This is a genomic window from Microbacterium ulmi (genome assembly GCF_011759705.1).
In the GTDB taxonomy this organism is placed as follows: domain Bacteria; phylum Actinomycetota; class Actinomycetes; order Actinomycetales; family Microbacteriaceae; genus Microbacterium; species Microbacterium ulmi.
In genome coordinates this window covers 1,894,839-1,919,081 of sequence record NZ_JAAOZF010000001.1, presented here as the reverse complement: position 1 = coordinate 1,919,081, position 24,243 = coordinate 1,894,839, and the positions used below count along the sequence as shown (strand labels likewise).

Annotated in this window: 22 protein-coding genes; 12 read left to right on the top strand and 10 right to left on the bottom strand. The window is 70.7% G+C overall.

Annotated elements, in window-relative coordinates; genetic code table 11:
- Positions 1-49 precede the first annotated feature (49 nt).
- From FHS08_RS09120 to FHS08_RS09095, 6 genes are all read left to right on the top strand, one after another.
- Entirely contained in the window at positions 50-1,591 is a 1,542-nt protein-coding gene (locus FHS08_RS09120) for a fumarylacetoacetate hydrolase family protein (protein WP_167038230.1), read from the top strand.
- Positions 1,588-2,271 (top strand): GntR family transcriptional regulator, encoded by a 684-nt coding sequence (locus FHS08_RS09115; protein ID WP_167038228.1) that lies wholly within the window; start codon positions 1,588-1,590, stop codon positions 2,269-2,271. Before FHS08_RS09120 ends, FHS08_RS09115 begins: the two co-directional genes overlap by 4 nt.
- Before the next feature lie 25 nt (positions 2,272-2,296).
- The gene (gene hpaE, locus FHS08_RS09110; protein ID WP_167038226.1) at positions 2,297-3,850 is read left to right on the top strand and encodes a 5-carboxymethyl-2-hydroxymuconate semialdehyde dehydrogenase; all 1,554 of its coding nucleotides are present in this window, start codon (positions 2,297-2,299) and stop codon (positions 3,848-3,850) included.
- A gap of 30 nt (positions 3,851-3,880) precedes the next feature.
- Complete coding sequence (gene hpaD / locus FHS08_RS09105; RefSeq protein ID WP_167038224.1) at positions 3,881-5,026, top strand: 3,4-dihydroxyphenylacetate 2,3-dioxygenase; 1,146 nt, start codon at positions 3,881-3,883, stop codon at positions 5,024-5,026.
- Between the two features lie 133 nt (positions 5,027-5,159).
- Entirely contained in the window at positions 5,160-5,945 is a 786-nt protein-coding gene (gene hpaH, locus FHS08_RS09100) for a 2-oxo-hept-4-ene-1,7-dioate hydratase (protein ID WP_167038222.1), read from the top strand.
- A complete protein-coding gene (locus FHS08_RS09095) occupies positions 5,930-6,730 on the top strand; it encodes an HpcH/HpaI aldolase family protein (protein ID WP_167038220.1) in 801 nt (266 codons plus the stop codon). Before hpaH ends, FHS08_RS09095 begins: the two co-directional genes overlap by 16 nt.
- 38 nt (positions 6,731-6,768) lie before the next feature.
- Here FHS08_RS09095 and FHS08_RS09090 read toward each other — a convergent pair whose 3' ends face one another.
- The 3 genes from FHS08_RS09090 to FHS08_RS09080 are packed head-to-tail and all read right to left on the bottom strand — an operon-like array spanning position 6,769 to position 9,346.
- A complete protein-coding gene (locus tag FHS08_RS09090) occupies positions 6,769-7,938 on the bottom strand; it encodes a thiolase family protein (protein ID WP_167038218.1) in 1,170 nt (389 codons plus the stop codon).
- A gap of 2 nt (positions 7,939-7,940) precedes the next feature.
- Positions 7,941-8,591: a 3-oxoacid CoA-transferase subunit B gene (locus FHS08_RS09085; protein WP_167038216.1), complete on the bottom strand. Its 651-nt coding sequence runs from the start codon at positions 8,589-8,591 to the stop codon at positions 7,941-7,943.
- A complete protein-coding gene (locus FHS08_RS09080) occupies positions 8,588-9,346 on the bottom strand; it encodes a 3-oxoacid CoA-transferase subunit A (protein WP_170283251.1) in 759 nt (252 codons plus the stop codon). The genes FHS08_RS09085 and FHS08_RS09080 overlap by 4 nt, the downstream gene beginning before the upstream one ends.
- A 97-nt stretch (positions 9,347-9,443) precedes the next feature.
- Between FHS08_RS09080 and FHS08_RS09075 the strand changes: the two genes are divergently transcribed.
- Positions 9,444-10,241 carry an IclR family transcriptional regulator domain-containing protein gene (locus FHS08_RS09075; RefSeq protein ID WP_341800372.1) on the top strand — a complete coding sequence of 266 codons (798 nt, stop codon included), beginning with the start codon at positions 9,444-9,446 and terminating at the stop codon, positions 10,239-10,241.
- Positions 10,242-10,367: 126 nt separating this feature from the next.
- Here the strand turns inward: FHS08_RS09075 and FHS08_RS09070 are convergent, their stop codons facing one another.
- A complete protein-coding gene (locus FHS08_RS09070) occupies positions 10,368-11,342 on the bottom strand; it encodes a sugar-binding transcriptional regulator (protein WP_167038210.1) in 975 nt (324 codons plus the stop codon).
- A gap of 152 nt (positions 11,343-11,494) precedes the next feature.
- Here FHS08_RS09070 and FHS08_RS09065 point away from each other — a divergent pair, with 152 nt between their 5' ends.
- The 3 genes from FHS08_RS09065 (at position 11,495) to lhgO (ending at position 14,875) form a co-directional block, all read left to right on the top strand.
- On the top strand, positions 11,495-12,148 hold the full coding sequence (locus FHS08_RS09065) for a GntR family transcriptional regulator (protein WP_167038208.1): 654 nt from the start codon (positions 11,495-11,497) through the stop codon (positions 12,146-12,148).
- A gap of 76 nt (positions 12,149-12,224) precedes the next feature.
- Positions 12,225-13,673, top strand: coding sequence for an aldehyde dehydrogenase family protein (locus tag FHS08_RS09060; RefSeq protein WP_167038206.1), 1,449 nt, complete (start codon positions 12,225-12,227; stop codon positions 13,671-13,673).
- Positions 13,670-14,875, top strand: a complete 1,206-nt coding sequence (lhgO, locus tag FHS08_RS09055) for an L-2-hydroxyglutarate oxidase (protein WP_167038204.1) — start codon at positions 13,670-13,672, stop codon at positions 14,873-14,875. The genes FHS08_RS09060 and lhgO overlap by 4 nt, the downstream gene beginning before the upstream one ends.
- A gap of 16 nt (positions 14,876-14,891) precedes the next feature.
- On the opposite strand, the gene FHS08_RS09050 is transcribed toward lhgO, so the two are convergent.
- Genes FHS08_RS09050 through FHS08_RS09040 form a run of 3 tightly spaced genes read right to left on the bottom strand, consistent with a single transcriptional unit; the run spans position 14,892 to position 17,903 of the window.
- Positions 14,892-15,209, bottom strand: coding sequence for an antibiotic biosynthesis monooxygenase (locus FHS08_RS09050; protein WP_167038201.1), 318 nt, complete (start codon positions 15,207-15,209; stop codon positions 14,892-14,894).
- Entirely contained in the window at positions 15,206-16,930 is a 1,725-nt protein-coding gene (locus tag FHS08_RS09045) for a dihydroxyacetone kinase family protein (protein ID WP_167038199.1), read from the bottom strand. The genes FHS08_RS09050 and FHS08_RS09045 overlap by 4 nt, the downstream gene beginning before the upstream one ends.
- Positions 16,931-16,988: 58 nt before the next feature.
- Positions 16,989-17,903: an NAD(P)-dependent oxidoreductase gene (locus FHS08_RS09040; RefSeq protein ID WP_243847269.1), complete on the bottom strand. Its 915-nt coding sequence runs from the start codon at positions 17,901-17,903 to the stop codon at positions 16,989-16,991.
- A 95-nt stretch (positions 17,904-17,998) separates the two neighbouring features.
- On the opposite strand from FHS08_RS09040, the gene FHS08_RS09035 reads away from it, so the two are divergent.
- Together FHS08_RS09035 and FHS08_RS09030 are read left to right on the top strand one after the other, a co-directional pair.
- The gene (locus FHS08_RS09035) at positions 17,999-19,015 is read left to right on the top strand and encodes a Gfo/Idh/MocA family protein (RefSeq protein ID WP_167038195.1); all 1,017 of its coding nucleotides are present in this window, start codon (positions 17,999-18,001) and stop codon (positions 19,013-19,015) included.
- A gap of 79 nt (positions 19,016-19,094) precedes the next feature.
- Positions 19,095-20,102, top strand: coding sequence for a substrate-binding domain-containing protein (locus FHS08_RS09030; protein WP_167038194.1), 1,008 nt, complete (start codon positions 19,095-19,097; stop codon positions 20,100-20,102).
- Positions 20,103-20,122: 20 nt separating this feature from the next.
- Here FHS08_RS09030 and FHS08_RS09025 read toward each other — a convergent pair whose 3' ends face one another.
- From FHS08_RS09025 to FHS08_RS09015, 3 genes are all read right to left on the bottom strand, one after another.
- Positions 20,123-21,883, bottom strand: coding sequence for an ABC transporter permease (locus tag FHS08_RS09025; RefSeq protein WP_167038191.1), 1,761 nt, complete (start codon positions 21,881-21,883; stop codon positions 20,123-20,125).
- Positions 21,880-23,067: an ATP-binding cassette domain-containing protein gene (locus FHS08_RS09020; protein WP_167038189.1), complete on the bottom strand. Its 1,188-nt coding sequence runs from the start codon at positions 23,065-23,067 to the stop codon at positions 21,880-21,882. Before FHS08_RS09020 ends, FHS08_RS09025 begins: the two co-directional genes overlap by 4 nt.
- A gap of 87 nt (positions 23,068-23,154) precedes the next feature.
- Positions 23,155-24,204, bottom strand: a complete 1,050-nt coding sequence (locus FHS08_RS09015) for an ABC transporter substrate-binding protein (RefSeq protein WP_167038187.1) — start codon at positions 24,202-24,204, stop codon at positions 23,155-23,157.
- Positions 24,205-24,243: the final 39 nt, after the last annotated feature.

Genomic DNA, 24,243 nt, shown 5'->3' with positions numbered 1-24,243 from the left:
CAATCATATACGATTTCAGATACGACGCAAGAGCGAAGGAGCTCCCGACATGCAGACGGATGTCCCCACGTCCACTCCCCCCGGCGCTCCCGCGCCGCGCGGAGCCTCCGGACGCGTGGGCCCGGCCGACCCGCGCTTCTCGGGACTGCCCGGCCGCCCCGGCAAGATCGTCGCGGTGCATCTGAGCTACGGATCGCGCGCCGACCAGCGCGGCCGCCGACCCGCCGCGCCGTCGTACTTCTTCAAGCCGTCGAGCTCGGTCGCGGCATCCGGCGGCACGATCGAGCGCCCGCTCGGCACAGAGCTGCTCGCGTTCGAGGGCGAGATCGCCCTCGTCATCGGGACCGCCGCGCGCCGCGTCCGCCTGGCCGACGCGTGGGGCCACGTGGCGTGGGTCACGGCCGCCGACGACTTCGGCCTCTACGACCTGCGCGCGAACGACAAGGGATCCAACGTCCGTTCGAAGGGCGGCGACGGCTTCACGCCCATCGGCCCCGCCCTCATCGACGCCCGGGCGGTCGAGCCCGGCGCCCTGCGCCTGCGGACGTGGGTCAACGGCGAGCTCGTGCAGGACGACACGACCGCGGGTCTCATCTTCCCGCTCGCGCAGCTCGTCGCCGACCTGTCGCAGCACTTCACGCTCGAGCCGGGAGACGTCATCCTCACCGGCACGCCCGCGGGTTCGTCTGTGGTCGTCCCCGGCGACGTCGTCGAGGTCGAGGTCTCGTCCGCGAACGGCGCGACATCGGGACGGCTCACCACGACCGTGACGCAGGGCGAGGCTTCCTACGACCCCGCCCTCGGATCCACGCCCGCCGTCAACGACGTGCAGCGCGCGGAGGCGTGGGGTTCGCGCGAGGCCGCGGGGCTCCCCGTCGAAGAGCCTGTCGCGTCATCCGTCCTCTCCCCCGCCCTGCGCGCGAAGCTCGAGAAGACGCCCGTCGCGGGTCTGTCGCAGCAGCTGCGCAAGCGCGGGCTGGACAACGTGACGATCGACGGCGTGCGGCCGCTGCATCCGGACGCCAAGCTCGTCGGCACGGCCCGCACGCTGCGATTCGTACCCAACCGCGAAGACCTCTTCGCGTCGCACGGCGGCGGCTACAACGCGCAGAAGCGCGCGTTCGACGCCGTCGGCGAGGGCGAGGTCATCGTCATCGAGGCCCGCGGCGAGACGGGATCGGGCACGCTCGGCGACATCCTCGCGATCCGAGCGCACGCGCGAGGCGCGGCCGGCATCGTGACCGACGGAGGCGTCCGCGACGTCGATGCCGTGACGGCCGTCGGCATCCCCGTCTACGCGGCCGGCGCGCATCCCGCCGTCCTCGGCCGCAGGCACGTGCCGTGGGATCTCGACGTGACGATCGGATGCGGCGGCACGACCGTGCAGCCCGGCGACGTCGTCGTCGGCGATGCCGACGGGGTCGTCGTCATCCCGCCGGCCCTGGCCGAGGAGGTCGCCGACGCGGCCCTCGCGCAGGAGGAGGAGGATGCCTGGATCGCCGCACGCGTCGCGGAGGGGCATCCCGTCGACGGGCTCTTCCCCCTGAGCGCGCCGTGGCGGACCCGCTACGACGAGGAGCACGCACCATGACCGACCTCCAGACGCAGAGCAAGTCGCAGCGCGCCTACCAGTGGATCAAGGAGCGGATCGCGAACCAGGAGTTCACGCCGGGATACCGGCTCGTGCTCGGCTCTCTCGCGGGCGACCTCGACATGAGCGTCGTGCCCGTGCGGGAGGCGATCCGCCAGCTCGAGGCCGAGGGACTCGTGACGTTCGAGCGCAACGTCGGCGCGCGCGTCTCGATGGTCGACGACTCGCAGTACCGCCACAGCATGCAGGCGCTCTCGATCCTCGAGGGGGCAGCGACCGCTCTCGCCGCCCGGAGGCTCACGGCGGACGACCTCCGTCGTGCACGCGCCGTCAACGAGCGCATGATCCGCATCCTGGAGGACTTCGACCCGCGGGCGTTCACCCGCCTCAACCAGGAGTTCCACGCGACGCTGTTCGGCAAGTGCGCCAATCCCCGCATGCTCGAGCTGGTCGAGAGCGAGTGGGCGCGGCTCGGGCACCTCCGCGACTCGACCTTCAGCTTCGTGCCGGGCCGGGCCCAGGAGTCCGTGCGCGAGCACGAGAACATCGTGCGGCTCATCGAGACGGGCGCCCCGCTCGGCGAGATCGAGAAGGCGGCCCGGCGCCACCGCTCCGCGACGCTCGACGCGTACATGATCCACGAGCACCCCGACGAGACCCTCGGCCTCCCGGCCTTCTGACCCCATCCGACACCGGAGGTTACCCATGACCGACACCGCGACGATCGCCCTGGTCCCTGAGCCTGTCGCAGGGCGGCACATCCCCGCCGACCTGCCGACGCGCATCCAGCACTACATCGACGGCGCGTTCGTCGACTCGGCGGACGGCGACACGTTCGACGTGCTCGACCCCGTCTCGAACGAGGTCTACCTGCAGGCCGCTGCCGGCAAGAAGGCCGACATCGACCGCGCCGTCGCGGCGGCCCGCACGGCGTTCGCCGAGGGCCCGTGGCCCCGGATGCTCCCCCGCGAGCGGTCGCGGATCCTCCACCGCATCGCCGACATCGTCGAGTCGCGCGACGCGCGGCTCGCAGAGCTCGAGTCGTTCGACTCGGGCCTGCCGATCACGCAGGCGCTCGGGCAGGCCCGCCGCGCGGCCGAGAACTTCCGGTTCTTCGCCGACCTGATCGTCGCGCAGGCCGACGACACCTACAAGGTGCCCGGACGCCAGATCAACTACGTCAACCGCAAGCCGATCGGCGTCGCGGGGCTCATCACGCCGTGGAACACGCCCTTCATGCTCGAGTCGTGGAAGCTCGGCCCCGCCCTCGCGACGGGAAACACCGTCGTGCTCAAGCCGGCCGAGTTCACGCCGCTGTCGGCCTCGCTGTGGGCCGGGATCTTCGAGGAGGCGGGGCTGCCGAAGGGCGTCTTCAACCTCGTCAACGGACTGGGCGAGGATGCCGGAGACGCCCTCGTGAAGCATCCCGACGTGCCGCTCATCTCGTTCACCGGCGAGAGCTCGACGGGCAGGCTGATCTTCGGCAACGCCGCGCCGTACCTCAAGGGGCTCTCGATGGAGCTCGGTGGCAAGTCGCCCGCTATCGTCTTCGCCGACGCGGATCTGGACGCCGCGATCGACGCGACGATCTTCGGCGTCTTCTCGCTCAACGGCGAGCGCTGCACGGCGGGGTCACGCATCCTCGTGCAGCGCGAGGTGTACGACGAGTTCGTCTCGCGGTACGCCGCGCAGGCCGCGCGCGTGGTGGTGGGGTACCCGCACGACCCCGCGACCGAGGTCGGGGCGCTCGTGCACCCAGAGCATTACGAGAAGGTCATGTCGTACGTCGAGCTCGGAAAGACCGAGGGCCGGCTCGTCGCGGGCGGCGGACGGCCCGAAGGCTTCGAGACGGGCAACTTCGTCGCGCCGACCGTGTTCGCCGATGTCGCGCCCGACGCCCGCATCTTCCAGGAGGAGATCTTCGGACCCGTCGTCGCCATCACCCCCTTCGACACCGACGAGGAGGCACTGGCGCTCGCGAACGACACGAAGTACGGCCTCGCCGCCTACGTGTGGACGAACGACCTGAAGCGCGCGCACAACTTCGCGCAGGCCGTCGAGGCCGGGATGGTGTGGCTCAACTCCAACAACGTGCGCGACCTGCGCACGCCCTTCGGCGGCGTGAAGGCCTCGGGCCTGGGGCACGAGGGCGGCTACCGCTCGATCGACTTCTACACCGACCAGCAGGCCGTGCACATCACGCTCGGCGAGGTCCACAACCCCACCTTCGGCAAGACGGATGCCGCGGCATCCCACTGACTCCCTCTCCACGACAGCAAGGACGCTGACATGACCCGACGCGACGACATGACCCGCACCTCCTCCGGCTTCTTCGTGAGCCAGGAGGCCCCAATCCACAGCGACAACCCGGTGCCGACGCCGCAGGCGTCGCCGCCCGACATCCTGCGCTGCGCGTACATGGAGCTCGTCGTGACCGACCTCGCGGCATCGCGCGAGTTCTACGTCGACGTGCTCGACCTCGTCGTGACGGAGGAGGACGAGAACACGGTCTACCTGCGCTCGATGGAGGAGTTCATCCACCACAACCTCGTGCTGAGGCAGGGCCCCGTCGCGGCCGTCGCCGCGTTCTCGTACCGCGTGCGCACACCCGAGGACCTCGATCAGGCCGTCGCGTTCTACACCGAGCTCGGCTGCGACGTGCGCCGCAACCCCGGGGGCTTCACCAAGGGCATCGGCGACTCCGTGCGCGTGACCGACCCGCTCGGCTTCCCGTACGAGTTCTTCCACGACGTCCTGCACGTCGAGCGGCTCGCGTGGCGCTACGACCTGTACACGCCCGGCGCCCTCGTGCGCCTCGACCACTTCAACCAGGTGACGCCCGACGTGCCGCGGGCCGTCGCGTTCATGCAGGACCTGGGCTTCCGCGTGACGGAGGACATCCAGGACGACGAAGGCACCGTCTACGCCGCCTGGATGCGCCGCAAGCCCACCGTGCACGACACGGCGATGACGGGCGGCGACGGCCCCCGCATGCACCACGTCGCGTTCTCGACGCACGAGAAGCACAACATCCTCGCGATCTGCGACAAGCTCGGAGCGCTCCGCCGGTCCGATGCGATCGAGCGCGGCCCCGGCCGCCACGGCGTCTCGAACGCGTTCTATCTCTATCTGCGCGACCCCGACGGGCACCGCGTCGAGATCTACACGCAGGACTACTACACCGGAGACCCCGACAACCCCGTCGTCACGTGGGACGTGCACGACAACCAGCGCCGCGACTGGTGGGGCAACCCCGTCGTGCCGTCGTGGTACACCGAGGCGTCCCTCGTCCTCGACCTCGACGGCGACCCGCAGCCTGTCGTCGCCCGCACCGACTCCTCCGAGATGGCGGTCACGATCGGCGCCGACGGCTTCTCCTACACGCGCGCCAGTGAGACGTCGATGCCGGAGTACAAGCTGGGCAACCAGCTGTGATCCGGAGGCTCGGCAGAACTCCACGGAACTCGAGCACGACCTCGCGCGTGACCGGTCAACCCGCGGGATCGGCTGCGGATCCGTGGAGTTCTGCAGGTCGACGAACGCTAGCCTGACCACGAAGGAGAGACGGATGCTGGATGCGGAGACGATCGCGCAGATCGCGGACGAGCTCGCCGCGGCAGATCGCACGCACGGCGTGATCCCGCGGATCACGGCCCGGCACCCGGACGCGACGGTCGAGGACTCGTACGCGATCCAGGCCGTGTGGCGCGAGCGCCGGCTCGCGGCGGGCCACCGGCTCGTCGGGCGGAAGATCGGGCTCACGTCGAAGGCGATGCAGCAGGCGACGGGCATCACGGAGCCCGACTACGGTGTCATGTTCGACGACACCGTGTGGGAGAACGGGTCGCAGATCCCGGTCAGCCTGTTCTCGAACGTGCGGCTCGAGGTCGAGCTCGCGTTCGTCCTCGCACAGCCTCTCGAGGGACCGCGCTGCACGCTGTTCGACGTCCTTCGCGCGACGGAGTACGTCACGCCCGCGCTCGAGCTGCTCAACTCGCACATCGAGCTCGAGGGCCGCACGATCGTCGACACGATCGCCGACAACGCCGCCTACGGCGGGCTGGTCCTCGGCGGCACCCCGGTCGCGCCCGACGCGGTCGACCTGCGCTGGATCTCCGCCCTCCTCTACCGCAACGAGACGATCGAAGAGACGGGCGTCGCCGCCGGGGTCCTGAACCATCCCGCGACGGGGGTCGCATGGCTCGCGAACAAGCTCGCGCAGCACGGCGACGGGCTCGAGGCCGGCGAGATCGTGCTCGCGGGGTCGTTCACGCGCCCCGTGTGGGTCGCCGCGGGCGACACCGTCCTGGCCGACTACGGACCCCTGGGGACCATCTCATGCCGCTTCGTCTGACCCCGACCTTCCGCGACCGCCTCGCCGAGGCATCGCGCCCGCTGTTCGGCGTGTGGGCGTGCTCGGGCAGCCCGCTCGTCGCCGAGATCTGCGCCGGCGCGGGCCTGGACTGGATCCTCATCGACATGGAGCACGCACCGAACGGGCTCGAGTCGACGCTCGCGCAGCTGCAGGCGATCGCCGCGTACCCCGCGACACCCGTCGTGCGCGTACCGGTGGGCGACGCCGTCGTCATCAAGCAGGTGCTCGACCTCGGGGCGCAGAACCTCCTCGTGCCGATGGTGTCGTCGGCCGACCAGGCGCGCGAGATCGTGGCGGCGACGCAGTACCCGCCGCGCGGACGACGCGGCGTCGGCAACGCGCTCGCCCGCTCGGGCAGGTGGAACCGCATCGACGACTACCTCACGAGCGCGGCCGAGCACGTCTCGGTGTTCGTGCAGATCGAGACGACGCACGCGGTCGAGGCGGCAGCCGAGATCGCCGCCGTCGACGGCGTCGACGGCGTCTTCGTCGGGCCCAGCGATCTCGCCGCGTCGATGGGTCTTCTCGGTCAGCAGACGCACCCGGATGTCGTGGCCGCCGTGCTGCGCACCTTCGAAGCCGTTCGCGCCGCGGGCAGGCCCGTGGGCGTCAACGCGTTCGACCCGGCGACCGCCGATCGGTACGCCGAGGCGGGGGCGTCCTTCCTGCTCGTCGGCGCGGACGTCTCTCTCCTCGCGCGCGGCACCGAGCAGCTCGCGGCGCGCTACCTGGGCGAACTCGACGCCGGACGCGCGTCGTACTGAGGGCGCGGACGCGGACGAGCGCCCGGTGGCCGCACGGGCTACCGCTCGAGGACGACCGCGAGCCCCTGCCCGACGCCGATGCAGATCGCGGCGACCGCGACGCCCCCTCCACGGCGGCGCAGCTCGTGCGCGGCGTGGCCGATGATGCGGCCACCCGACGCTCCGAGCGGATGCCCGATCGCGATGGCTCCCCCGTGGACGTTGACCTTCTCGGGATCCAGGTCGGGCCAGAGCGCGAGGCACGCGAGCGACTGTGATGCGAAGGCCTCGTTGAGCTCGACGACGTCGACGTCGGCCCACGTGCGTCCTGCACGCGCGAGGGCACGGTTGGCCGCCTCGACCGGCGCGACACCGAAGACGTCGGGGTCGTTCCCGAAGACGCCGCGACCCGCGATGCGGGCGAGCGGCTCGGCATCCACCGCCCCCTCTGCCCCGAGGAGCACGGCGGAGGCGCCGTCGTTGATCGACGACGAGTTGCCCGCAGTCACGCTGCCGTCGGCCGCGAAGAGCGTGCGCAGCTTCGCGAGCGCCGCGGCCGTCGTGTCGTCGCGGATCCCCTCGTCCCTCGTCAGGGCGGCCCCCGGCACCTGGACGATCTCGTCGTCGTAGACGCCGGCCGCCCATGCGTCGGCGGCGAGGCGGTGGCTGCGCAGGGCGAAGGCGTCCTGCTGTTCGCGCGAGATTCCATAGAGCGCAGCGAGCTTCTCGGCGGACTCTCCGTTGGAGATCGTCCACTCCTTCGGAAGGCGCGGGTTCGTCATACGCCAGCCGATCGACGTGTTCCACATCGTGGCGTTGCCGACGGCCGGCCACGGCTTCGACGACTTCTCGACGACGAACGGTGCGCGGCTCATCGACTCGACGCCGCCCGCGAGGACGATGGCGCAGTCCCCCGTCTCGATCGCCCGCGATCCCTGGATCACGGCTTCGACGGCCGAGCCGCACAGCCGGTTCACGGTCGCGCCGGGCACGGTCGTCGGGAACCCCGCGAGCAGGGCTCCGAACCGCGCGACGTCGCGATTGTCCTCGCCCGCCTGGTTCGCGTCGCCGAAGACGACGTCGTCGATGAGTGCGGGGTCGAGCCCGGACCGCTCGACGGTCGCCCTCATGACGACGGCTGCGAGATCGTCGGGGCGGATGCCCGACAGCGCTCCTCCCGCGCGTCCGAAGGGTGTGCGGACGGCGTCGTAGACGAAGCTCGCGGTCATGGTCATCCTCTCTCTGCCGACGACAGGGTCAGCCCGGTCAGCGCCGACAGCGAGTCGACGGTGTTGTCGCCGAACGCCTCGCGCACGACGAAGCCCGTGGGCGCGATGTCGAAGACGGCGTGGTCGGTATAGACGCGCGTGACGCAGCGGACACCCGTGAGGGGGTACGTGCACGCGCGGACGAGTTTGGGGGTGCCCGACCTCGTGAGCAGATCGGTCATGACGTAGACGGACTTCGCTCCGATCGCGAGGTCCATCGCGCCTCCGACCGCGGGGATGGCCCCCGGTGCGCCCGTCGACCAGTTGGCGAGATCGCCGCGCTCCGACACCTGGAACGCGCCGAGGACGCAGACGTCGAGGTGGCCGCCGCGCATCATGCCGAACGAGTCCGCGTGGTGGAAGTACGCGGCGCCCGGGAGCTCGCTCACGGCCTGCTTCCCCGCGTTGATGAGGTCGGGATCGACCTCGGTCGCGTGGGGCGCCGGGCCCATGCCGAGGAGGCCGTTCTCGGTGTGCAGGACGATCTCGAGATCGGCCGGAAGGTGGTTCGCGACGAGCGTCGGCGCACCGATGCCCAGATTGACATAGGAGCCGTCCGGGATGTCGGCGGCGATGCGGGCTGCCAGTTCCTCGCGCCGGATGCGGGTGCTCACGAGGCGACCCCCGTCGCGGCGGGCGCAGGGTCGAGCGGCGTGCCCTCGAGGTCGACGCCACCCACGAACGCGCCGTCGCGCAGCCAGGGCCGGGGGCCCGTGACGACGATGCGGTCGACGAAGATCCCGGGCGTCACGACCGCCTCCGGATCCAGCCCGCCGAGCGGCACGACTTCGTCGACTTGCACGATCGTGGTCGCGGCGGCGGCGGCCATGACGGGGCCGAAGTTGCGGGCGGTCTTGCGGTACACGAGGTTGCCCCAACGGTCCGCCCGCAGTGCTCCGATGAGGGCATAGTCGGCGGCGATGGGGTACTCGAGGACGTACTCCCGGCCGTCGATGATCCGCGACTCCTTGCCCTCGGCCAGCAGCGTGCCGACGCCCGTGGGCGAATAGAACGCGCCGATGCCGGCGCCCGCGGCACGGATGCGCTCCGCGAGATTGCCCTGAGGGACGAGCTCGAGCTCGATCCGCCCCGACCGGTACAGCTCGTCGAAGACCCACGAGTCGTGTTGCCGCGGAAAGGAGCAGACCACCTTGCGCACGCGGCCCGTCGCGAGAAGCGCCGCGAGCCCCGTGTCGCCGTTCCCCGCGTTGTTGTTGACGATCGTCAGGTCGCGCGCGCCGTGCGCGATGAGGGCGTCGATGAGCTCGACGGGCTGCCCGGCCCGGCCGAATCCCCCGATCAGCACAGTGGTGCCGTCGACGATGTCCGCGACCGCGGCGGCGGCATCCCGGAAGATCTTGTCGATCACGATGACTCCTGTTCGCCATGCGAACACCTGTTCGTATAGTACGATCTTAGCCGTCGGGGACCGATCCCGCGCAAGCGGCGCAGGGAGGGAGGGCATCGTGGCCGACGCGGCACAGGACGCGAGGGGCGGCGAGTTCGTCCAGTCCCTCGATCGCGGGCTCGCCGTCATCCGATCCTTCGACGCCGACCGGCCGAGCCTGACCCTCAGCGACGTCTCCCGCGCGACCGGACTGAGCCGGGCCTCGGCGCGCCGCTTCCTGCACACGCTCGTCGAGCTCGGCTACGTCGGGACAGACGGCCGCGAGTTCCACCTGCGCCCCCGGCTGCTCGAGCTCGGCTATGCGTATCTCTCGGGCCTGGGACTGCCCGCCGTCGCGCAGCCGCACCTGCAGCGACTCTCGGACGAGACGGGCGAGTCGTCGTCGGTCGCGATCCTCGACGGCGGGGAGATCGTCTACGTCGCCCGCGTCGCGGTCCGGCGCATCATGTCGGCCGCGATCGGCGTCGGCACGCGCCTCCCCGCATTCGCAACCTCGATGGGTCGCGCGATGCTCGCGTGCGGGCCGGACGCTCGGCGCGACGAGTTCCTCCGCACGGCGAGTCTCTCTCCGCTCACGCCGTACACCATCACCGATCGCGCCGCGCTGCGGGCCGAGTTCGAGCGCATCGGGGCACAGGGGTGGTCACTCGTCGACCAGGAGCTCGAAGAGGGTCTCCGCTCGGTCGCTGCACCCGTCCACGACAGCACGGGAGCCGTGGTTGCGGCTGTCAACGTCGCCGCGCCCGCCCGCCGGGATCGCGTCGGCGAGGAGGGATCCGACTTCGTCGCGCCACTGCTGCTGGCCGTCGAGGGTATCGAGCGCGACCTCCGGCACACCCGCATCCGCGTGGGGTGAGCAGAGTCCGCACGCGACTCAGGCCATCGATCCGACCGCCTCGATGCCGGCGCGCGCAGGCGACCAGGGTCGCCGCCGCGAACGCCGTCGTCGTGCTCCGCTCCCGCGGCGAGCGGGCGCACCGCGTCATCCGTGGCGGCCGACGACGAGCAGTGCACGCGCAAGGTCCTCGTCGAGCACGAGGTCGGTGACGAGCCCGGCGGCGAGCGCGCCGAGGACGGCGTCGCGCTTCGCGAGCCCGGAGACGACCGCGATCCTCCGAGCGATGTGCTGGAGCCGGTCGAGGCCCATGCCCGACGCCCTCGCGTTGAGGGTGATGTCGCGGTGCGTGCCGTCTCTGCGGTAGAACACCGTTGCGACGTCGCCCGCCACGTGCTGCTGGCGCAGGCTCCGATAGTCCTTCTCATCGAGGTAGCCGCCGATGTACACGTAGCTCGGCACCGACGAGTACGGCGAGCCGAGACCGAACAGCGCGACATCCATGCGTGTCTGGATGCCGAGGACGCGCCTCGTCCCGCGCTCGCGCCACAGGGCGTCCCTCGTGAGCGGGTCGTCGAAGAACGCGGGCACCGGGAAGTGCTCGACCTGAGCCGAGAACGCGCTCGCGAAGCGTTGCAGGATCTCTCCTGCGTACTCGATCCCCGTCGTCTTGAGGTTGCCTGCTCCGTTCATCTGCACGATGACGGAATTGTGGGTCTCGTGGGGCACGAGGTGGCGGCTGATCGCGCTCGTCGTGGATCCCCAGGCCACTCCCATCGTCATGTTCGAGTCGAAGAACCGGATGAGAAGGCGCGCGGCCATCGTCGCGACGCGGTCGAGCCGGTCGACGTCGCTGATCGGCCCGCTCACCGGCACGACGTGCGCGGCGACGCCGTACCTCTGACCGAGCTCTCCCTCGAGCGTCGTCCGGCTCGCGAGCGGCGAGTTGAGCCGGATCTCGACGACACCGGTCTCGCGAGCGCGGGCGAGCAGCCGCGACACCGACGACCGCGACCGCCCGAGATCTGCCGCGATCGCCTCCATCGTCTGGTCCTGCAGGTAGTACAGCTGGGCCGCGCGCAGCATCGCCTGCATACGGCCGTCCTCGCTCGCCGTCGCCATCGCGACCTCCTGATCCGGCCAGGCATCCTCGCCTGCACATCCGTGCACGACATGTGCCGCAGATGCCCACCCTCTTCGAGTGTAGGAGGCGCCGCAGGCCCGAGCGTTCGTCGCGGCCCGGCTCGCCCCGCGCGCCCCGCTACCCTGACCTCATGGACCAGCTCCCCGCAGGCGCGACCGGCCGTCTGATCGCCGATCGGCTCCGGGAGCAGATCCTCGACGGACGCCTGACACCCGGGACCCGCATCGGCCAGGACGCCGTCGCGGCGGAGTTCCGGTCGAGTCGCATACCGGTGCGAGAGGCCCTCAGGCTCCTCGAGGCCGAGGGGCTCATCTCGATCCGCCCCAACGCGGGGGCGTGGGTCGCACGGCTCGACGCCACGGAGTTCGACCAGATCTACCGCCTGCGCGAGCAGGTCGAGCCGCTCGCGATCCAGGAGAGCATCCCGCACCTCGCGCCCGCTCAGCTCGAGCGGCTGCACGAACTCGTCGAAGAGCTCGAGACGTCGAGCGACGTCGAGCAGTTCCTCGCGTCCGACCGCGCCTTCCACCTGCTCACGTACGCCGGCGCGCGCCTGCCGCTCCTCCACGACCTCGTCGATCGCTTCTGGAACTCGACGCAGCATTACCGGCGAGCCTGGGTAAAGACTCGGCCCCTCCACGACTGGACGACGGATGCCGAGCATCGGCTGATCGTCGACGCCATCGAGCGGCGCGACCTCCTGTCGGCCGCGGACCTGGTATCGGGCCACATCCGTAGGACGCGACTCGCGCTGGCTGCGCGACCGGACCTCTTCACCTCTTGAATGTATCCAATTGAGCACTTGACGACCGCTTATGCCCTCCTGGTAACGTATTTCGTATCCGAAAGGGGTGTGCTAAGTGCCCATCACGTTGAAGAATCTGGTCGCGGGCGAGTACATCGAGTCACCCGACGGGGAGTGGATCGAGGTGACCGACCCGGCGACGGACGGTCGCGTCGTGGGCCGCGTTCCGGCCCTGAAGGCCCGCCACGTCGCCGCCGTGTTCGACGCGGCTGCGAACGGCGCGGCCGCGTGGCGCGCCGTGGGCGCCATCGAGCGCGGCAGAGTGCTGCTGCGCGGTGCGGCGCTCATTCGCGAGGCCGCCGCGGAGCTGACCTCGCTCATCGTGTCGGAGATGGGCAAGACGCGCGCCGAGGCCGCGGGCGAGGTGGCGAAGTCCGCAGAGTTCTTCGAGTTCTTCGGCGCCCTCACCCGGCTCGCGTACGGCGAGCTCCTGCCCGACGCGCGGCCGGGCACCTTCGCCCAGCAACTGCGTGAGCCGCTCGGCATCGTTCTGCTCGTGACGCCGTGGAACGATCCCCTGCTCACCCCCGCACGCAAGCTGGCCCCCGCGCTCGCGGCGGGCAACGCGGTCGTGCTCAAGCCCGCGAGCGAAGCCCCGCTGATCGCGCTCCGCCTCGCGGAGCTCCTGGACTCGGCCGGTCTGACGGCGGGCGCCCTCAACACGCTGACGGGGCGGGGGTCGGTTATCGGCGATGCGGCGGTCTCCGATCCGCGCGTTCGAGCGGTCTCGTTCACGGGTTCGACGCCGGTCGGGCTCGCCCTGCAGAAGACGCTTGCCGGCACGGGCGTGCGAGTGCAGACCGAGATGGGCGGCAAGAACGCGGCCGTCGTGCTCGACGACGCCGACCTCGATCTTGCCGAAAGCGTCATCATGGCCGGCGCCTTCGCCCAGGCGGGCCAGCGCTGCACGGCGACGAGCCGGCTCATCGTCCAGCGCGGAGTCGCCGACGAGCTGAGCGCGCGTCTGCGTGCCGCGGTCGCGGCTCTTCGGGTCGGACCCGGTGACGCCGACGGCGTCGATGTCGGACCGGTCGTCAGCACCGCCGCGCGCGACGACATCCGCTCTCGCGTCGCGGACGCCCTCGAGAACGGCGCTGAGGTCCTCGCGAGAGCCGAGCTCGGCGCCTCCGCGCAGGTCGGCGCGTTCGTCGAGCCGACACTGCTGAGAACGCCGCCGGACAACCCGATCTGGCGTGAGGAGGTGTTCGGACCGGTCCTGGGGATGCTCGTGGTGGACGACCTCGAGGAGGCGATCGCCGAGGTCAACGCCTCGTCCTACGGCCTGGCGAGCTCGGTGTTCACACGCGACCTCGGCTCGGCCTACCGATTCATCGACGGCGTCGAGACGGGGCAGGTCGCCGTGAACCAGCCGACGAGCGGGTGGGACGTCCATCAGCCGTTCGGCGGGTTCAAGGAGTCCGGATCGCCCTTCAAGGAGCAGGGGACCGAGGCCGTCCGCTTCTACACGCGGGTCAAGACCGTCGCGATCAGGACGCAGCTGTGACCGAGCGCATCGGGATCGTCGGCGGCGGGATCGTCGGCATCGCCATCGCGCGGGCGCTCACGGCACGCGGCGTCGGCGAGGTCACCGTCCTGGAGAAGGAGCGTCGGCTCGCGGCGCACCAGACCGGTCACAACTCGGGCGTCGTGCACGCGGGGCTCTACTACGCGCCGGGCTCGCTGAAGGCGCAGCTGTGCGCGGCGGGACGGGTCCTGATCCGCGAGTTCTGCCAGGAGAAGGGTCTGCCGTATCGCGAGGTCGGCAAGCTCGTCGTCGCCGTCGACGACACAGAGCTGCCCGCGCTCGCCGAGATCGAGCGGCGCTCGATCGCCAACAAGGTGCCCCGGCTCGCGCGCATCGACGATCCCGCGCACCTGCGCGACATCGAGCCGCACGTGGCCGGCGTCGCGGCGGTGCACTCGCCCGAGACGGCGGTCGTCGACTACGCGAGCATCACGGAGGCCATGGCCCAGGACGTGCGTGCCGCCGGCGGCACGATTCTCCTCGGCCACGGCGTCACGGAGATCACGGTCGACGGCGACACGGTCCGCGTCGCCACGGATGCCTCCGAGCACGAGTTCACGCGCCTGGTCGTGTGCGCGGGGCTGCAGTCCGACATCGTCGCGAAGCTCGTCGGGGCCGACCCATCCCCCAAGATCCTCCCCTTCCGTGGTGAGTACTGGGCTCTGTCCCCGGACCGAACGGACCTCGTGAGCGGGATGATCTATCCCGTACCGGATCCGCGCTTCCCGTTCCTCGGCGTGCACTTCACGCGCGGCGTCTACGACGACGTGCACGTCGGGCCCAACGCCGTGCCCGCGCTCGCCCGCGAGGGATACGGATGGCTCACGATCTCCCCCAAGGACACGTGGGAGTCGCTGCGGTGGCCGGGCGCGTGGCCGCTCGCGAAGAGGCACTGGCGCATGGGAGTGGACGAGATCTCGGCATCCCTCGTCAAACGGCTCTACTTCGGCAAGGCGCGGCGGTTCGTGCCCGAGCTCAGGATGGCGGACCTCGAGGCGAAGACCGCGTCGGGGGTGCGCGCACAGGCGTGGGGACGAGACGGCTCGCTGCTCGACGACTTCGCCGTCGATCGGATCGGGCCCGTGACGGTCCTGCGCAATGCGCCGTCGCCCGCGGCCACGAGCTCGATCGCGATCGCCGAGCACGTCCTGCAGCACCATCTCGACCTCGCCGCCACGTGACGGTCGCAGACCTCGGCTAGAGCCGACCCTTGGCGGTCGCTCCCGGCGGCGACGGGGTGAGAAGCTCGACCTGGGCGGGGCGCGCCTCGAACTCCGCGCGGGCAGACCTCAGCGCGCGCACGGCGCCGCCCCGTCCGTGCGCGTCGAGGGCGGCTCTGGACTCCCATTTCTCGATCAGCACGACCGTCCCGTCGGACGCGGAGTGCGCCGCGAACAGCTGGCAACCCTCCTCCGCGTGGATCGCCGCGAACGTCGGCGCTATCGCGTCGAGCAGATCCTGCTGACGTCCCTCTGCCGGGTACAGCCGAGCGAGGACCACGATCGAGTCGCTCACGTCCCCTCCTCTCCTAGATGGTCTGAGTTCCCGATGCGGGATACGACGAGCGCGAACGAGGTCGCGCCGGCGTCCGGAGTGCCCAGCGACCGCTCGCCGTGGATGCGCGAGCGGCCGCGGCTCGAGACGATGCCGGCCGTCGCGGCCGCCGCCCGATCGGCCGTCTCCGCGGCACGCCGCCACGCACCGAGCGAGCTCCGGCCCGGCACGGCGGCACTGCGGAGCTCGTCGACGAAGGGCACGATCGCGTCGAGCATCGTCTTCTCTCCGGGTCGCGCTCCGCCCCGCTCTCGAATGCCGCGCGCGAACGCCTCGGCCGCCGCGACGACGGTCGCCGTCGTCGGCTCGTCCACGTCGCCGACGACGGCGGCGGCCTCCGCGAGCCCGGTCCCCCAGAGGGCGCCCGAGGTCCCGCCGCTCTCGTCGGCCCAGGCTTCGCCTGCGGCGCGCAGCGCCGTGCCCGCCCCTGCGCCCGCTGTGACGGCGTCCCGCGCCGCACGCGCGGCGGCCGCCGAGCCGCGTGTCATGCCCGCGCCGTGGTCGCCGTCTCCCGCGACGGCGTCGATCGCGCCCAGCCGGTCGCTCTCTGCGGCGAGCACCCCGCCGATCTCCTCCGCGATCGCCGCGATCGCCGCGGCGGCGCGGCGCGACGCCTCCGAGGCGGAGCCGACGTCGACGGCGGCGGGCGCGGTCGAGGCGGCGAGCCCGCGCGCGGGACGGGCCTGCGTCACGCCCCGGGTGAAGGCCGCGGCATCCGCGGGTGCGCGCCAGAGGCTCTCGAGCTCGTCGTCCAGGTACGTGAGCGACACGGACAAGCCCGCCATGTCGAGGCTCGTGACATACTCCCCCACCGCAGGTGCGACGAGCCGCATGCCTTCGGACTCGAGCCGGACGCGGACACGCGAGAAGACGATGAACAGCTCGTCGTACTTCGTCGAGCCGAGGCCGTTGACGACGACCGCGACGGCGCCGCCTGGGATCGGCGACCGCTCGGCGAACAGGCGGTCGACGACGAGGTCCGCCACGTCGTCGGCCGTGCCGAGGGGCACCTCCGACAGCCCGGGCTCGCCATGGATGCCGAGGCCGATCGCGACGCGGCCCCGAGGGACGTCGAACAGCGGTGACTGCGCACCGGGGAGGGTGCATCCCGAGAATGCGACGCCGAGCGTGCGGGTCGCCGCGTTGGCGTCCGAGGCGATCCGGGCGACCTCGGCGAGCGTGTCGCCGCGCTCAGCGGCGGCGCCCGCGACCTTCAGCACGACGAAGCTCCCCGCGATCCCGCGGCGCGTCTCGTGCTCGCCCGCGCCCCCCGAGGCGATGTCGTCCGTGATCGGGACGAGCCGCACGTCGACGTCGTCGCCGCGGAGCCGCTCGGCCGCGGCGCCGAAGTTCAGGATGTCGCCCGCGTAGTTGATCGGCGCGAAGAGCACGCCGCCGCCGTTGTCGGCCGCGCGCGCGACGGACAGGATCTGCGCGGTCGAGGGCGATGCGAACACGTTTCCGCACGCGGCGCCATGCGCGAACCCCGTCCCGACCCATCCGGCGAAGGCCGGGAAGTGTCCTGAGCCGCCTCCTGTGACGATCGCCACCTGCGCCGGCGGGCTGGCCGTGGCACGGACGACGCCGCCCCTGACGGGGAGGACGCGATCCGCGTTGGCGGCCGCGAACCCTGCAAGCGCGTCGAGGGCGTAGTCGGCGGATACGTTGGCGAGCGGAGTCATCCGAACCTCCTGTCCCGACCGTCGGCGAGCGGTCGTCCGTCACATGCGTCGACGGCGATCACGGCCGGACCACGGCGTTGCGAAGCGGCGCCCCGGCCAGGAACGCCCGCACGTTCTCCTCGATCAGGCGCTCAGCCCCGAGGGGCCGCGTCCCCGCGACATGCGGCGTGATGATGAGGTTGGGTGCGTCCCAGAGGGGCGAGTCGAGGGGCAACGGCTCGGTGCCGAAGACGTCGAGCGCAGCGCCCGCGAGCCGTCCCTCCGTGAGCGCGTCGAGCAGGGCGTCCTCGTCGATCGTCCCGCCCCGACCCACGTTCACGATCCATGCGCGGGGCGGCAGCAGGCTCAGAAGCGTCGCCTCGAGCGCGTGCCTGGTCGCGGCCGTTCCCGGGAGGATCGAGACAAGGATGTCGGTCTCGGGCAGCAGGCGCTCCAGCGACTCGGCGGTGAACACGTCGTAACCCCCGCGGGGGCCCGCCGTCGTCGCGATCCCGCGCACCTCCGCGCCGAGCAGCGTGAGCATGGGGGCGAGGCGAGCGGCGATCGAGCCGAAGCCCCAGATCAGCACCGACGCCCCGCGGAGCGTCCGCAGCCCGTCTGAGTTGTCGAGCGGCTGGCGTCCGCTCAGTCGTGTGCCCCATACGTGCGCACGCTGGTCGTCCCTCGCCAGGTCGAGCCGGCGCGTCGCGCTCAGGATCATCGCCAGCGCGTGCTCGGCGACGGGGCCATCGTGCGTCCCCTGGCCCGACGACATGATCGCGTCGGGGGCGAATCCCGCCCTGTGGACGCGATCCATGCCCGACATGAGCCCCTGGACCCATCGCACGCGCGGAAGGTCTCCCGCGAGCTCCCGCAGGCGCTCATCGGTGTTCCCCCAGAGCACGACCGCGTCGGCGTCGCGCAACTCTTCGGGCAGCCGCTGGTCGGCCTCGTACAGGGCGGTCTGCACGTCGTCCGGAAGGTTCGGTGCCATCGGCGGCCAGGAAGGCAACAGGAGCCTCATCGCTCATCCCCATCTTCTGAATACGTATTCTCACCATACCCCATCCTGCGTTATCCTCCCAAGCGATGAGTGACTACATACGGTGGGGCATCCTCGGGGCCGGGGCCATCGCACGACAGGAGATGGGGCCGACCCTGCTGGCCTCGTCCCGATCGCGCCTCGCAGCCATCGCGAGCCGTCGGCAGGATGCGGCGACCGAGCTCGCGAGCGAGCTCGGCGGCGTGCGCGCCCTCGGCTCGTACCGCGCGCTCGTCGAGGACCCCGACATCGATGCGGTCTACATCGCCCTTCCCAACAGCGAGCACCGCGAGTGGTCGCTCGCCGCTCTCGCGGCCGGCAAGCACGTGCTGTGCGAGAAGCCCCTCGGGCTGCGCGCCGCCGACGTGCAGGAGATGACGGATGCGGCGCGCACGCACGGCCGCGTCCTGCTCGAGGCGCTCATGTGGCGGTACAGCCCGCGGGTCCGCCGGATCCTCGAGCTGCTCGCGGACGATGCGATCGGCGACGTGCGGCATGTGCGAGCGTCCTATGCGGTGCGCTCCCGGGGGCTCGACGATCCCCAGGTCGCAGCATCCACATTCCGCTTCTCGTCCGCGCTCGGCGGCGGTGCGCTCGCCGACCTCGGCTGCTACTGCACGGACGCGCTCCTTCTCTTCGCCGATGGCGAGCCGTCGGACGTCACGGCCTCGCGCACGGCACTGCCGGGGCTCGAGGTCGAGACGACCGTGACGGCGGCGCTCGACTTCGGCTCCGCGACGGGTCATCTGTTCGCGACGATGGAGACCGCGGGCGGGTCGGAGGTGGAGGTCTTCGGGACGAAGGGACGCATCCGGCTGCCGGTCGCCTTCCGGACACGGAGGACGGATGCCCCGCTGACGCTGGACGTCACGGATCGGTCGGGCACGCTCACGCGCACCGAGTGGCCCTTCGAGAGCCAGTACGTCGCACAGGTGGAGCACTTCGCCGACGTCGTGCTCGACGGTGCGCCGCCCCTCGTGGCTCCCGCCCAGTCGCTGCGGACGGCGCGTGCGCTCGACGCCGTGCGCGGCGCGTGGGCGAGCCCACGTCCTGGAGTAGAGTGATGCGCGCGACGCCGACAAGGTTGCGTCGCGGTGATTCGTGGTCCGGCGCTCACCCCGGCGTGCGATGGAGGTGCTGGACGTGGTGACGAGCCGCGATATCGCGCGCCTGGCCGGGGTCTCGCAGTCGACCGTGTCGCGCGTGCTCCAGAACAGGCCCGAGGTCAGCGGGGCCGTGCGCGCGCGCGTGCAGAAGGTCCTCGACGAGACCGGATACACGCCCAATCCGGCGGCGCGGGCGATGCGAGGAACCAAGACGAACGTCATCGGGGTCGTCGTCGGGCGCATCACGAATCCCTTCTATCCCGAGCTTCTCGAGTCCATCGGTCTCGCACTGCACAAGGCGGGCAAGAGGATGCTGCTGTGGAGCTTCGTCCACGGCGGGTTCGAGGAGGAGGCGGTCTACGGCATGCGCGATCAGCTCGTCGACGGCCTGATCTTCACGACCGCGAGCTACGGCTCGACCGCGCTCAAGGAAGCTCTCGACCGCCGTGCTCCCATCGTGCTGGTGAACCGTTCGCTCGACGACGTCGCGTGCGACCAGCTGACGAGCGACCACGCCCGCGGCACGAAAGCGGCGGTGCGACATCTCGTCGAGCTCGGTCATCGGCGCGTAGGTGTGCTGGGCGGCATTCCCCAGGTGAGCACGAACCAGGAGCGCCGCTCCGGCTTCATCGCCGAGCTCGCGCAGCACGGGATCACGGTCGACGCGAAGTTCGACGTCACGAGCGACGCGACCCACGACGCCGCCTACGCGGAGGCGGCCGCGATGCTGTCCGAGCCGGACAGGCCCACCGCACTCCTCTGCGCGAACGACCTTCTGGCCTTCGGCGCGATCGACGCCGCCCGCGACCTCGGGATCGCCGTGCCCGGACAGCTGTCGATCGTCGGGTACGACGACATCGGCATGTCGAGCTGGCCCGCGTACGATCTCACGACGGTGCGCCAGCCGCTCCGCGTGATGGCGGACGTCGCGGTCTCGATGCTCCTGCGCAGGCTCGACGACCCCGACCTGCCCTTCGAGAGCCGCCGCTACTCGCCCGAGCTCATGGTGCGCGGATCAACCGGCCAGGCGCCGATCGAGACCTGAGCCCCGGACCGGCGCCTGCGTCAGTGGATCGGCGTCTCGATCTGCGGGAGCGGCCGACGACGGCCGCGACGGCGCGGCCGCACGAGCATGACCGTGCCCACGACGGCGCCCGTCACGACGCAGATCGCCGTGCCGAGCACGGCGAGCTGGGCGAAGATGCCGGAGTCCCAGATGTTGAAGATGACGGCGCCGACGACGAGGTTGCTCGGTCCTGACAGGATGGCCGCCGCCGTGAGCTCGCCGAACACGAGCACGAACACGAGCGCCCACCCGGAGACCAGGCCGGGCGCCATGAGGGGGGTCATGATGCGCGACATCGTCCGGGCGCTGCCTGCGCCTGCCATCGTCGACGCCTCGAGCAGCTCCTCTCCGACCTGGGCTCTGGCCGACTCGGCGGAGATGGACGCCTGCGGGATGTAGATGACGAGGTACGCGATGACGAGGATGACGTAGGAGCCCTTGAGGAAGAACGGCGCGCCGCCGAGGGCGATCAACAGCGAGATCGCGATCACGAGGTGCGAGATGGCGCTGGGGAGCTTGGTGCCGAAGCGGATCGCCCCCGACACGATGCTCTTGCGGCTCTGCGCCGCGTAGGTCACCGTGATGGTGGCGAACAGCATGAGCACCGTCGCCGCGATGAGGCCCAGTTCGAGGCTGTTCACAAGGGCCGATCGCGCCTGGTTGAAGGGCGCGAACAGGAAGTTCCCGAAGTGCTGGAAGCTCAGCGTCGAGAAGTCGATCGTTCCGCTCCAGTACGGCTGCAGGGCGACGACGACGAGGGCGAGGATCGGCAGCACGGCGGCGATCAGGAGATAGGCGATCATCAGTCCGCGCGCCACCCAGCCGAGCGGTCCGAGCTTCACGACGGCGCCCCCGCCCGACTTGCCGCCGATCGTCGCATGCCGTGACCCTCGCCCCATCCGGTAGTTCAGCAGGACGGCGGCCGTCACCACGATCACGATGAGCACGCTGATCGCCACGACCTCGGGGATGCGCCCGGGGATCTCGTGCGAGAGCCTCACGACGTAGACCGAGAGCACCGGGATCCGCGCGGTCGTGCCGATCGTCAGAGGGATCGAGAGGAGCGAGATCGAGACGAGAAGGACCATCAGCGCGGCCGATCCCAGGGCGGGCGCGACGGACGGCAGCGACACGCGCAGAGCTGTGCGCGCGGCCCCGGCTCCGCTCATCCGGGACGCCTCCTCGAGCGAGGGATCGACGTTGCGCAGCGCCGCGGACATGATGAGGTACACATAGGGGACGAGCTCGACCGTGTACATGAAGATCATGCCCGGCCACGATGCGATGTTGAGCGGACCGGACTCCGCTTCCACACCGAAGAGCCCGAGCACCGCGCGCAGCGCGACGTTGACGTAGCCGACCGTCTCCTGGCCGAGGAACATCCAGCCGATCGCCATTCCGATCGTGGGGATGAAGAAGGTGACCAGCGGCAGCAGGGTCGCGATGCGACCCATGCGAGCGTCGGTGCGCTCGTTGACCCAGGCGAAGAACGACCCGACGATGATCGCGAGGGTCCCTGCCGTCACGAACAGGATGCCCGTGTTCCTGGCGGCCTCGAGGAACTGCGGATCGCTGAGCACGGTCGCGAACGGGCTCAGATCGAGCGTGCCGTCCACGATGAACGACCTCGCCAGCGTCGCGATGAGCGGATACAGGATGACGACGAGCAGCGCCAGGCTCAGTACGAGGCTCACGATCTCCAGCGGCGCGGGCACCCTCCGGCTGCGGCGGAGGGAGAGGGGCATCGTGGGTGCGCTCATCTGACCGCCCCGTCCGAGTCGTGCGGAAGCAGCAGCCGGACGCGGTCCGCGGCGACGCCCACGGCGAGGTCGCCTCCCGTGTCGAACTGCCGCCCGCCGTCCGTCCGCACCCGCAGCGACTGATCGCCGACCGCGACGCGCACGTGACCCGATGCGCCCGTGAACGTCTCCTGATCGATCCGACCCCGCCACGTGTTCTCCAGCGCGAGCGCCTCGTCGCCGAGGCGGATGGCCTCAGGACGGATGACGACCCAGACGTCCTGGCCCGCGATGAGGCGCTCCACGATCCCGTCGCCCGTCACGACGACGTCGCCGAGCAGGGTCGACACGACGACCCGTCCACGCTCCGTTATCGTCACGGTGCCCTTGAGGCGGTTGATCGTCCCGACGAAGTTCGCGACGAAGAGGGAGTTCGGCCGCCCGTAGATCTCGCGGGGCGTGCCGATCTGCACGATGCGCCCGGCATCCATGATGGCGATCCGATCCGCGATCGCGAGCGCCTCCTCCTGATCGTGCGTGACGTACACGCCGCCGAAGCCGATCCGCGTCTTCATCGCGAGGATCTCGGCCCGGAGGTCTTCCCGCACCTTCGCGTCGACGTTCGACAGCGGCTCGTCGAACAGGATCACCTGCGGGTCCGCGACGAGACACCGTGCGAGGGCGACGCGCTGCTGCTGGCCGCCGCTGAGCTGGGACGGATACTCGTCGCGGAGATGCCCGATGCCGACGAGATCGAGCACCGCCCCGACGCGCTGCTCGATCTGCGCCTTGGAGATCTTGCGGGCCTTGAGCGGATAGGCGACGTTGCCGAACACAGACATGTGGGGCCACACGGCGTACGACTGGAACATCATCCCGAAGTTGCGCTTCTCCGGCGGGACGACGATGCCGGCCGACGATGACACGACGCGGCCGCCGGCCACGACCTCGCCGCCCGTGGGCTGCTCGAGCCCCGCGATGCACCGCAGCGTGGTCGTCTTGCCGCAGCCGCTCGATCCGAGCAGCACGACGAGCTCGCCCGAGTGGATGTCCAGGCTGACGCCGTCGACGGCCGCCGTCCATTCGCCGCTCGCGCGCTTGAAGCGCTTCTGCAGCCCTCGAAGGCTGACGACGACGCGCTGTGCGGACTCTTCGCCGACTGCGGTTCCGGCATCCGTGACCGATTCTGGGACTAGGGGGTTCACTGAGGACTCCACAACTCTCCTTGAGCAGACCGACCGCGCCACGGGTGGCACGGTCGGTCTGCTCGCTGCCGCTTGCTCTACGACGCGCTACTCGAGTCCGAGTGCCGCGAGGGCTTCGCTGACAAGGGCCTGATCGTCGACGCCGACGAACTGTCCCGTCTCGGGGTCGATCGGGCTCGCCTCCCATCCTTCAGGAAGCTCGATGCAGTTCGGGATGTTCCCGAGAGGCGAACCCGCCGCGATCCCGGTGCAGCCGACGGACTGCGCGTCCGCCGTCATCAGGAAGTCCAGGTACGCCTTCGCGGCATCGAGGTTCTTCGTCCCGGCGAAGATGCCCGTGCACGTGACCTGGCCGGTCGACGGGTCGGACCCCGGCACCCATTTCAGCGGCGCGCCCTGCTCGATGAGCTCGGACGAGTTGCTCGCGAAGCCCTGCACGTTCACGAGGTGCGCGCCGGCCGCGACGTCCTGAGCCGCGGGCGATGCACTGTCGAACAGGACCGGGTTCTGAGCGGCGATCCCCTTCAGGTAGTCGGCGCCGTACTCATCCATCATCCTCAACGCCCACGACATGTACGGCGCGGACGTGCGGGGATCCGTGAGGGCCAGCTTGTCCTTGAAGTAGGGATCGAGCAGATCCTCCCAGGTCTTGGGCGCATGTGCCTCGTCGACGAGGCTCGTGTTGTAGACGAAGCCGCCCGCCTGGATGACGGTCGCGACGCACTTGCCCTGCCACTTCGAGTCGTCGGGATATGCGTCGTAGTTCTCCAGGCCGAGGTCCTCGAGGTCGAGGAACCAGTCCGGATGCGCCGTCCAGATCGACTTGTCGGCGATCTGGAGGACGTCCGCCTGGACGCCTCCCGCGGCCTGCTCCGCCTCGATCCGCTGGATCAGCTCGGCCGCGACCACGCGGGGCGCTGTGATGACCTGGTGCGGCGTCGCGGACATGAACGCGGCGTCGATCGCCTCCGAGTACGTCAGCAGCTCGCTCGTGTACACATTGACGGTCCCCGGCGTGACCTCGTCCGGCTCGGCGCTGTCACTGGGCCCCGCCGTCGGCGCACCGGAGCACGCTGCTGTGGCGAACAGGGCGGACAGGACGAGGCCCGCAAGGGCTGCTCTGTGGATTCGCTTCATTGCTCTTCCTCCTGGTGTCTGGGCGACCGTCGCCACCCG

Coding starts and splice junctions, on each gene's coding strand:
- FHS08_RS09040 (WP_243847269.1), bottom strand. CDS start 17,903: ATGGCACCGAACCTTCCGGACGACGTGCAGACCGCCCTGTACGAGGCC.
- FHS08_RS09115 (WP_167038228.1), top strand. CDS start 1,588: ATGACCGACCTCCAGACGCAGAGCAAGTCGCAGCGCGCCTACCAGTGG.
- FHS08_RS09095 (WP_167038220.1), top strand. CDS start 5,930: ATGCCGCTTCGTCTGACCCCGACCTTCCGCGACCGCCTCGCCGAGGCA.
- FHS08_RS09025 (WP_167038191.1), bottom strand. CDS start 21,883: ATGAGCGCACCCACGATGCCCCTCTCCCTCCGCCGCAGCCGGAGGGTG.
- FHS08_RS09045 (WP_167038199.1), bottom strand. CDS start 16,930: ATGACTCCGCTCGCCAACGTATCCGCCGACTACGCCCTCGACGCGCTT.
- FHS08_RS09015 (WP_167038187.1), bottom strand. CDS start 24,204: ATGAAGCGAATCCACAGAGCAGCCCTTGCGGGCCTCGTCCTGTCCGCC.
- hpaE (WP_167038226.1), top strand. CDS start 2,297: ATGACCGACACCGCGACGATCGCCCTGGTCCCTGAGCCTGTCGCAGGG.
- FHS08_RS09070 (WP_167038210.1), bottom strand. CDS start 11,342: ATGGCGACGGCGAGCGAGGACGGCCGTATGCAGGCGATGCTGCGCGCG.
- hpaH (WP_167038222.1), top strand. CDS start 5,160: ATGCTGGATGCGGAGACGATCGCGCAGATCGCGGACGAGCTCGCCGCG.
- FHS08_RS09065 (WP_167038208.1), top strand. CDS start 11,495: ATGGACCAGCTCCCCGCAGGCGCGACCGGCCGTCTGATCGCCGATCGG.
- hpaD (WP_167038224.1), top strand. CDS start 3,881: ATGACCCGACGCGACGACATGACCCGCACCTCCTCCGGCTTCTTCGTG.
- FHS08_RS09035 (WP_167038195.1), top strand. CDS start 17,999: ATGAGTGACTACATACGGTGGGGCATCCTCGGGGCCGGGGCCATCGCA.
- FHS08_RS09090 (WP_167038218.1), bottom strand. CDS start 7,938: ATGACCGCGAGCTTCGTCTACGACGCCGTCCGCACACCCTTCGGACGC.
- FHS08_RS09120 (WP_167038230.1), top strand. CDS start 50: ATGCAGACGGATGTCCCCACGTCCACTCCCCCCGGCGCTCCCGCGCCG.